Raw genomic sequence first — 8,222 nt, forward strand, 5'->3', positions numbered from 1 at the left:
GGCCCGTCACACAGATAGCGGGGGAGCATGCCGATCGCGTCGCCGTTGTCGAAGCGGCGCACCGTGGCCGCATTGCTCTTGCTGACGTTCGCCACCGGACTCGTCGACGCGGTCAGCGTCTTGGTGTTGGGCCGCGTGTTCGTGGCGAACATGACGGGCAATGCGATCTTCCTGGGCTTCCTGTTCGTTCCGGGTACCGGCTTCGATCTGACCGCTGCGATCGTCGCGGTCGGTGGATTCCTCGCGGGTGCGATCATCGGGGGCAGGCTGTTCCGGATCTTCGCCGAGGAGGACCCCCGGCGTTGGCTGACCGTGGCATTGGGTCTGGAGGCCGCCCTGCTGCTGCTGTTGGCCGGGCTGGCCGGTGTGGGGGTGCTGCGTTACGACGGAATCAGCAAGCTGGTCCTCACGGTTGGGCTGGCTGTGGCGTTCGGAGTACAGAACTCCACGGCTCGCCAGTTCGGGGTCCAGGAGCTCTACACCACGGTGCTCACCTCGACGATCGTTGGTATCGGAGTGGACAGCAGGTTGGCCGGTGGCGGCGGTGGTCGTCAAAGGCTGCGCTACACGGTGGTTTTCGTGATGATCTTCGGTGCCATAGTGGGCGCCACGTTGACCCATGTGGTGGTGGCTCCGGTGATCGCCTTAGGGGCGGTGGTGGTGCTGATAAGCATGGCGCTGTTCCGCTACGGCTAGAGCGCCGACGGGGTTCAGTCGATCAGGATCCGCCGTACTCCGGGCGCAGGATGGACCGCAGCGCCTCCAGAGGAATGTGCGCCTGGACGTTTCCGCCGTCCATGTACCACTGCATTTGGTTGTACTGGATCGGGCTGTCGTGACTGACGGGGTAGTCGGGCATATACAGAATCAGCTCGTCCGGCGTTAGCGCCCAGGATCGGTAGCCTCCCGAGAAGACCTTGTCGGGGGTGAAGCGTTCCGCGACAAAGGGATAGTCGCCCGGCCGATGCTCCCAGAACGCGCGATCGAGCGCCTCGACGATGTAGGGCTCGCCCAGCTGTGGGATGGTCGCCAGCGGATCCACACCGGGTTTGGTGATGTCGGCCAGCTGCAACTGCCGGCCACCGGCCATGTCGAAGGTGAAGGTCCGGTAGGCGTTGTTGATGTACGGACCGTCGGAGTGGTAGTCCTCATGGAAGACGACGGTCAAGGCATTGCCATGCTGGAAGACGTCGTAGTTCTCATTGCCCCAACTGTCAGCGACCATCGACGCACCCTTGCTGCGCCAGTTGCTGAACAGCTTCGACAGGTAGTCGCGGATGGGCGGACCGGCGACGGGATGGTCGACCAGATCGCCGGGCACCGCCATCCGGATGTAGCGGGTCGCCAGGCGTTCGGAGTGCACGTCGGTGGTGCAGTAGTGACCGTCCCAGTTGCCGCCCAGCCCACTACAGAACGACGGCGCCGAAGCGCTGACGGCAGGGGCGGCCGACACCGCACATGCCGCGGCGGCCAGAGTCGCCAAGAGTCGGGGCGCCCACATAGCTTGCCTCCCTAGGGCAGTTCGACTTTGCTCGCCAGCCATCGGCCGTCGACTCTCGTCATCGTCATCTTCATCCGGGTGCGGTCCACCCGCGGGTCCGGGCGGTTGGTGTTGGTGACGGCCTGGTTGACCATCAGCAGCACCACCACTTCGTCCCGCGAGCCCGACTGCACAGCCGACTGCACCACGGTGCCCTGTGCAGTCGCCTTGTTGTCGATCAACAGTTGCCGCAGCTGCACGCTGGCCTTGGTGTAGGTGTCCTTGAAGTCCCCAGTCGCACCATTGAGGACCGCGGCAAAGTCATCGTCGACCTTGTTGGAGTCGATGCTGGTCAAGACCTGGGCGTAGTGCACGGCAGCATCCTGCGCTGCCGACTCCGCCGCGGCGACCCGATGCTGTTGCCACAGCTGCCATCCGAGCCCGGCGACCAAAGAAAAAACGGCGACGACCGAGACGCTGTAGCCAAACCGGCGAAACAGGCGCACCAGATACCGCCGTAGAACCGCCAAGACGACCTCGGTCGTTTCCTCGACGGCCATCGGCTTTGGCCCCTCAGTGGTCGGCTCCACCTCCTCGGCGGCATCTTCCGTGGCGGCCTCGTCGGCCGGCTCGGCAGTCGGTTCGTCAGCGGTGCTCACCGCGCGGTCTCCTCGGGCATCAGCGTGGCGGATCGATCAGCAGCGGCGGACCGCCATAGGGAGTGGGAATCGTGTACCGGCCCTTGGGCGTCGGGTCAGTGGTGGCCGACAGGTCAGCACCCGGTGGGGGGCCGGCCGTATCGTCCCCGGGCGGGCGCGGGGCATTGTGGGCGCCGCGGACCAGTACGGACTGGTCGGTGTCGCGGCAGTAGCCGTACAGGAACGGCTCGGGGTAGTCCGCCTGGGACGGCGGCCGCCGCGGCGTGCCGTACTCGCAGGCGTAGCGGGGGTAGATGTCGACCGTCGCCCACAGCCCGTCCTCGCGGATCGCCGTGCCGATGGCCTCTACCGTCGAGCCGCGGTAGTTGGGGAACAGTGCGTTGAGCGCCGGAGTCCGAACGTAGAGCAGTTGAGCGGTGGTGACCAGGTTGCCGAGCAGCCCGACCATGGTGTCGGAGTTGTCGTCGAAGAGTCCGTCCACCGCCGACAACATCCCCGGTGCCTGATCCAGCAATCGGTTGTATCCACCGATCATCGGCGTGATGCCCTTGAGCACCTTGTCCAGGTTGCGCGACGTCGCGGCCATGCCATTGTTCACGTCGCTGAGCATGGTCAGCACGACACGGCTCGACTTGAGCATGCTGACGGTCTCCGGCAGCACCGAGTCGAGTGTGGAGATCAGGAAAGAGCCGCCATCAATGATGTCGGTCAGCTTCTGCGGGCCTTCGCCGGACAGGCTGAGTTCCTTCTTGATCAGCTCGAGCTTGCTCGGATCGGTTTGCGCCAGCATGCCATCGGCGTCGGCGAGCAACTGTGACATCGGAATCGGTGTCGTCGCGCGATCACGCGATACGACACTGCCTGCAGCGAGAAAGGGCCCCGAGCTCGACGGAGGGACGAAGTCGATGTACTGCTCGCCGGCCGCCGACAGGCCCGAGACCCGCACCGCGCTGGAGGCTGGGATCTTCACTGTGGAGGCGATGTTGGCGACCGCATCCACGCCAGCGCTGGTGATGCGCAGCGACTCGATGCGGCCCACCGGGACGCCACGCACCGACACGTCCTGGTTAGCCAGCAGTCCGCCGGAATCGGGCAGCGCGATCGTGATCTGGTAGGTCGAACGGGTGGGGTCCACCTGCAGTGCACCCACCAACAGGTAGCCGACCGCCACCACCAGCGTGGTGGCCAAGGCGAGGCTGGACAACAGATTCTTTCGCTTATAGCCGGCCCGGACCAGCGCCACGACGCGGCGGCTCAGTGCGTCGATCATGGTGTCGGCCCCTGTCCTGGGGGGCCGGGCTCGGTTGCCGCGGCGTCGATCTCGGCCGGGGTCGGCGGTATCGGCGGGCCGACCGCCATCCACGGGGCCTGCCCCATGTCGGAGTCCGGGCCCCGTCCGACCACGCGTTCCTGCAGACGCCACAGGGTGAACTTGATGGAGCCCGCCAGCTTGGCCCAGTCGTAGCGCTTGGGGCCGTGGAACGCGGGGTCGCCCTTGAATCCGGCGTCGGGCATCGACCCCCACACCAAGCGGTCGACGCTGGCGTGAAGCGAGGCGCCTCCGTTGGGCATCATCTTGATGAACGGCGCCATCAGCCTGTTCAGGGCGTAGAGGCTGGTGTTCGGGTCGGTAGCCACGTCATTCCATGCCCCGGCAAGCACATTGGCGTCTTTGATGAAGCTGTGGCCCGAATCGTCCGTTCCGGCGAGCGAGGGGAATCGCGCTAACTGTCGGCTGGTGGCGCCCAATTGTTCCACCAAATCGGCAATCTGGCTGGTGTTGTCCGCGAGAGTATCGGTCGCGGGGCCCGCCGCGTTGAGTACGTCGGTAAGCGCGGCGCTCCGCGAATCGAGCGCATCGGCAAGCCGGCTGGTCTCGCGGAGCGCGGACTCGATCTCGCCCGAGCGGGCGTTGAGCTTGGACAGCAGATCGTTTGACTGGTTGAGCAGCTTTCCGAAAGCCTTGCCCTGGTCCCCGGTCGCCTTCCCGGCCCCGTTGACGAGGTTGGTGAAGTTCTGCACGGCTCCACCGTTGACCAGCAGGGCCGCCGAGCTCAGCACCGATTCCACAGTGGCGGCTGACGCCGTGGATTCCAGGCCGATGGTGTCGCCGCCCTTGAGCAGCGGGGCGGAGGGATCACCTCCAGTGGGCAGCTTGATGGCCACGAAGACGTCACCGAGCGGTGTCGCCGAGCGCAATTCGGCGGTGCTTCCCACCGGAATCCGGACACCGTCCATGATGCGCAGGGTGGTGACCGCGGTGTAGTTGCGGGCGACCATCGATTCCATCTGGCCGACATCGGCACCGGAGAGCTTCACCTTCGCGTGCCCGGGGAGGTTCAGAGCGTTGGCGAAGACCGCGGTGAGCAGGTAGCCGCCGCTGCCGATACCCGGCGCCGGCAGGGGCAGGCTGTCCAGGCCGCTGGTTCCGCAGCCGGCCGACGAGGCGACGACGGCACCGCACAGCAGTGCCGCAATCGACTGCGATACCCGTCTGCGTCGTCGCGTCACGTCTACTGTCCCATCATCGAAAGGCCGTCCAGCACGTAAGTAAGGCCGAAGTCCGGTCCGTAGTCCGCCAACGTTCCTGTGCCGCAACCCAATTGCCGCAGGTGCATCATATTGCACAGTTCCTTGGTGCTTTGACTGTCGATCAGGACCTTGTCAACCAAGACGTGTAGGCGGAACGCGCCGTTGTTGGTGTCGATCGCGTTGTAGAGGTTCTCCATGGTCAGCGGCATCACGTCGATCAGCTCGGCCAGGTCGCGCTGCTTCTCCACCAGGGTGGTCACCGCGGTGTCGCCGTTGAGGATGCTCTGCTTGAGATTGTCCCGATTGGCCTGCAGCAATGACGTGGCCTGCGTGACGATCTCGTTGAACTTACGCCCGGTGCGACCCGTACCGAAGTCCTCATTGGCCAGCATCTGACTCAGTTGCCTGGTGGTGGAACCGAATTGACGTAGTTTCGCGTCATTGCGGGCTGCAGCGTCCATCAGCGAGCTGAGGTTGGTGATGATCGAGGTCAACTGGTCGCCGGTCACCTCGCCGTGATCGGAGCTGAGTCGCAGGGCCCGCGACAACTCGCTCAGTGCCGCTTTGATCTTCTCTCCGTTGCCGTCGGCGATGTCGGCGCCGGCGTTGATCACGTCGGCCACCGGACCGTTACCCTTGCCGTCGCCGCCGAGGGACTTCGAAACCTTGTCGAGCATGTCCACCACCCGGTCGAAGGCCACCGGCGTCCGGGTGCGGTTCAGCCCGATGGTGGTGTGGTCGGCCAGTACCGGGCCACCGGAGTAGGCCGGGGTCAGCTCGATCTGACGGGCGGTGAGGATCGAGGTGTTGATGGTCACCGCGTGCACATCCGCGGGGATCTTCACGCCACGGTCGACGGTGAACTCGGCCTCGACGTACTCGCCCTTCGGGGTGACCTTCTTGACGGTGCCCACCGGCATCCCGAGCACCGCGACCACGTTGCCCTCGTAGAGTCCCGCGGCGCTGTCGAACTGGGCAGTCACGGTCAGATGCCTGCCGAACGGGTTGAGCTGGTAGGCCGCGATCGCGGCGACGACCAAGGCGCCGGCCACCAGTGCCGCCAGGAGGGCCCGCGTGCGGCGGCGCCCCGTGCCGGCCCGAGCCGGGGTGGCCGGGGGAATCGCCGAGCCGTCGTCTGCCGACTCTTCGATCGGGTCGTCTGCCGCGGTGGTCGGTGGCGCGCTCATTTGCAGTCCTTGAAGTACTCGATCATGCCGAACTGCTTGGCACGTCCGCTGATGGCGCACATCCACGAGTCGATCGCGATTCCGTTGCCGGCGAAGAACTCAACGGCCGGGCCATAACCGGTGGCGTTGGTGATACCCCGCAGTGGCGGCGGCGCGGCCTGGATCAGGCTGCGCAGCATGTCGTCGTGCTGGCCGAGCATGTCCGACAGCGCACGGAGATTGGCCAGCATGTCGTCGAGCATCGCCCGGTCCTTGACCACCACATTGTTCAGTTGGCCCGCCAGCGTGGTCAGCGCAGCCAGCATGGCGTGGAAGGTGTTCTGCCGAGCCACCAGTTCGCCGATGAAGTCCTGGCCTTGATCGACCAGATTCCCCAAGCTGGTCTGCTGGTTGCGCAGGGTGTTGGCCACCCGTTGAGTGCTGGCAAGCAGGGTTCCCAGCTCCTCGCGCCGATCCGCGGTGATCTTCGCCAGCGTGTGCAGATTGGCCATCGCCTGCGGAACCACCGGGGGAAGCCCACTGAGCTGCTGGCCCAGTACGGCAAGGGACTGCCCGAACTGATCGGAGTCCACCTGGTCGAATGTCGTGGTGGCGTCGTCGAGCAGCGACTCCAGGTCGTAGGGAACCTCGGTGTTGGTCAACGGGATCCGCTTGCCGGGCAGGGCTCCGGGACCGTCGGGCTCCAGCTTCAGGTAGCGCGACCCGAGGATCGTCATCACCTGGATCTTGGCCCGGGTGTCCTTGCCCATCGCGACGTCGTTGCGCACGGTCAGGCCGGCCACCACGTGGTCGCCGGCCAGCCGCATGCTGGTCACCCGGCCCACCTCGATGCCCGCCACCATGACCGGATTGCCCGGAGTCAGCGCGGCCGCCTGGGCGAATTCAGCGGTGTAGCGGGTGTAGCCGAAGCCGATCACCTTGACGAAAAGCGCCGCAGCGACCACGACAGCCACCACCGCCAGCGCCCCGAAACCCAGCCAGGTGGTGTTGTACGACTCCAGTGGCCGAGTGCGCCACTCGCGCAGGAATTTCCGAATCGGCGTGGTGATTGCGTTACCCATCGGCGGTGTTCCTGCATCGGGGCGTGTGCCAGGCCAGATTCTCCTGGGTGATCGGACGGGCATTGCCGGGCGTTGCGGCGTTGACGATGATCGTGGTGACGTCGTTCAGGCCGGGGAAGAATCCGGTTGCGTTGAGGTCGCACAGGTAGGACGTGCCGTAGGCCCCGTCGCCGAACGTCCGGGCCAGACCTTTGAGCATCAGCGGCAGGTTTGCGCCGGTGAATGCGAGCTGCGGCTCGATGCTCGCCATGTGCTTGGTGAACCCGGGCTCGCGGTTGATCATCTCCTCCAGGGAGGGGAACACCTCGTCGGAGACGCGCGCCAGCTGCCGCGTCACCTGCGCCAGGGAGCCGACCGAGGACTGCAGGGCCGGACGACGCGAGTCCAGGTCGGCGACCGCTCGCCGGGCCTGGGTCAGGGCGTGGTCCAGCTGATCGTTCTGTCCGGCGATGGTGCCGGTCAGCCGGTTGAGGCTGCTGATGAGGCCGCCGAGCACCTCGTCTCGCCCGGCGAGCGTCGCGGTGAGCGTCGACGACTGATCCACCAACGCGGTGATGGACGCCTGGTCGCCCGAGAGCGACTCCAGGACACCGCGGGTCAGGTCGTCCGCCTGCTTGGGGTCCAGCAGTGACATCAGGGGCTTGAAACCGTTCAGCAGGGCGCCGACGTCGAAGGACGGTTCGGTGCGGTCCACGCCAATGACGCTGCCGCGGGGCAGGACTCGTTCTTGCTCGGGCTCTCCCGAGCTCGCGCCCAAGGAGAGCCCGAGGTAACGCTGGCCGATGATGTTCTGGTAGGTCACCGAGGCGACGGTGTTGCCGTACAGCTTCTGATCGCTCTGCACGATGAACGAGACCTTCGCCAGTTTCCCGTCCAGCGCGACCTTCTCCACCCGGCCTACCCGCACCCCGGCCATCCGGACATCGTCGCCCTCGCGCAAGCCGTAGACATCGGTGAACACGGCGGCGTAGGGGGTGGTGGCTCCGGCCACGTCACGGCGCAACGTGGCGTAGACCAGCCAGGTGAGCACCGTCGAAACGATCATGAAGAGGCAGAGGCCGATCAGGGTTCCGCGGAACTTCACTTGCGCCCTCCCGTGCCTGCCGGGACGAATGATACTGCGGTGCCACGCGCGACGGGGCCGAGCAGCAGCTGCTCGGCTACCGATGCCGGCGCGCCTTTCCCGGTGATCAGGCCGAGCTGATTGCGCTCAACCTGGCTTCCGACCGGTCCGACATTGCCGCTAAAGGACGCCGGCGCCGCCGGCTGCCATTGCGGGGCATGGGGCTGGGTCGGGATGGGT

The 8,222-nt window shown here is 66.0% G+C and carries 8 protein-coding genes and 1 pseudogene; 1 reads left to right on the forward strand and 8 read right to left on the reverse strand.

The annotated features are described in order from the left end of the window. The first annotated feature begins 27 nt into the window (after nucleotides 1–27). Nucleotides 28–696: a YoaK family protein gene (locus BST15_RS17410; RefSeq protein ID WP_046189177.1), complete on the forward strand. Its 669-nt coding sequence runs from the start codon at nucleotides 28–30 to the stop codon at nucleotides 694–696. Between the two features lie 22 nt (nucleotides 697–718). Here the strand turns inward: BST15_RS17410 and BST15_RS17415 are convergent, their stop codons facing one another. The 8 genes and pseudogenes from BST15_RS17415 to BST15_RS17450 form a co-directional block, all read right to left on the reverse strand. Then, on the reverse strand, nucleotides 719–1,501 hold the full coding sequence (locus BST15_RS17415) for a mannan-binding protein (RefSeq protein WP_046189178.1): 783 nt from the start codon (nucleotides 1,499–1,501) through the stop codon (nucleotides 719–721). 11 nt (nucleotides 1,502–1,512) lie between these two features. Further along, nucleotides 1,513–2,040, reverse strand: a complete 528-nt coding sequence (locus BST15_RS17420) for a tetratricopeptide repeat protein (RefSeq protein WP_046189199.1) — start codon at nucleotides 2,038–2,040, stop codon at nucleotides 1,513–1,515. Between the two features lie 118 nt (nucleotides 2,041–2,158). Beyond that, nucleotides 2,159–3,409: an MlaD family protein gene (locus BST15_RS17425; RefSeq protein WP_046189179.1), complete on the reverse strand. Its 1,251-nt coding sequence runs from the start codon at nucleotides 3,407–3,409 to the stop codon at nucleotides 2,159–2,161. Then, a complete protein-coding gene (locus BST15_RS17430) occupies nucleotides 3,406–4,650 on the reverse strand; it encodes an MCE family protein (protein WP_046189180.1) in 1,245 nt (414 codons plus the stop codon). Before BST15_RS17430 ends, BST15_RS17425 begins: the two co-directional genes overlap by 4 nt. Nucleotides 4,651–4,652: 2 nt before the next feature. Next, entirely contained in the window at nucleotides 4,653–5,858 is a 1,206-nt protein-coding gene (locus BST15_RS17435) for an MCE family protein (RefSeq protein WP_109370799.1), read from the reverse strand. Then, complete coding sequence (locus BST15_RS17440) at nucleotides 5,855–6,919, reverse strand: MCE family protein (protein ID WP_046189181.1); 1,065 nt, start codon at nucleotides 6,917–6,919, stop codon at nucleotides 5,855–5,857. The genes BST15_RS17435 and BST15_RS17440 overlap by 4 nt, the downstream gene beginning before the upstream one ends. Continuing rightward, complete coding sequence (locus tag BST15_RS17445; RefSeq protein ID WP_046189182.1) at nucleotides 6,912–8,003, reverse strand: MlaD family protein; 1,092 nt, start codon at nucleotides 8,001–8,003, stop codon at nucleotides 6,912–6,914. The genes BST15_RS17440 and BST15_RS17445 overlap by 8 nt, the downstream gene beginning before the upstream one ends. Next, nucleotides 8,000–8,222: pseudogene (locus tag BST15_RS17450) on the reverse strand (mammalian cell entry protein); the annotation flags it as partial. The gene BST15_RS17445 and the pseudogene BST15_RS17450, both read right to left, overlap by 4 nt.

This window comes from Mycolicibacter arupensis, from assembly GCF_002086515.1.
Taxonomy (GTDB): domain Bacteria; phylum Actinomycetota; class Actinomycetes; order Mycobacteriales; family Mycobacteriaceae; genus Mycobacterium; species Mycobacterium arupense.

What these genes read in the sequence shown, in the direction of transcription:
- BST15_RS17410 (WP_046189177.1), top strand. Translation starts at nt 28, where the DNA reads ATGCCGATCGCGTCGCCGTTGTCGAAGCGGCGCACCGTGGCCGCATTG.
- BST15_RS17415 (WP_046189178.1), bottom strand. Translation starts at nt 1,501, where the DNA reads ATGTGGGCGCCCCGACTCTTGGCGACTCTGGCCGCCGCGGCATGTGCG.
- BST15_RS17420 (WP_046189199.1), bottom strand. Translation starts at nt 2,040, where the DNA reads ATGGCCGTCGAGGAAACGACCGAGGTCGTCTTGGCGGTTCTACGGCGG.
- BST15_RS17425 (WP_046189179.1), bottom strand. Translation starts at nt 3,409, where the DNA reads ATGATCGACGCACTGAGCCGCCGCGTCGTGGCGCTGGTCCGGGCCGGC.
- BST15_RS17435 (WP_109370799.1), bottom strand. Translation starts at nt 5,858, where the DNA reads ATGAGCGCGCCACCGACCACCGCGGCAGACGACCCGATCGAAGAGTCG.
- BST15_RS17440 (WP_046189181.1), bottom strand. Translation starts at nt 6,919, where the DNA reads ATGGGTAACGCAATCACCACGCCGATTCGGAAATTCCTGCGCGAGTGG.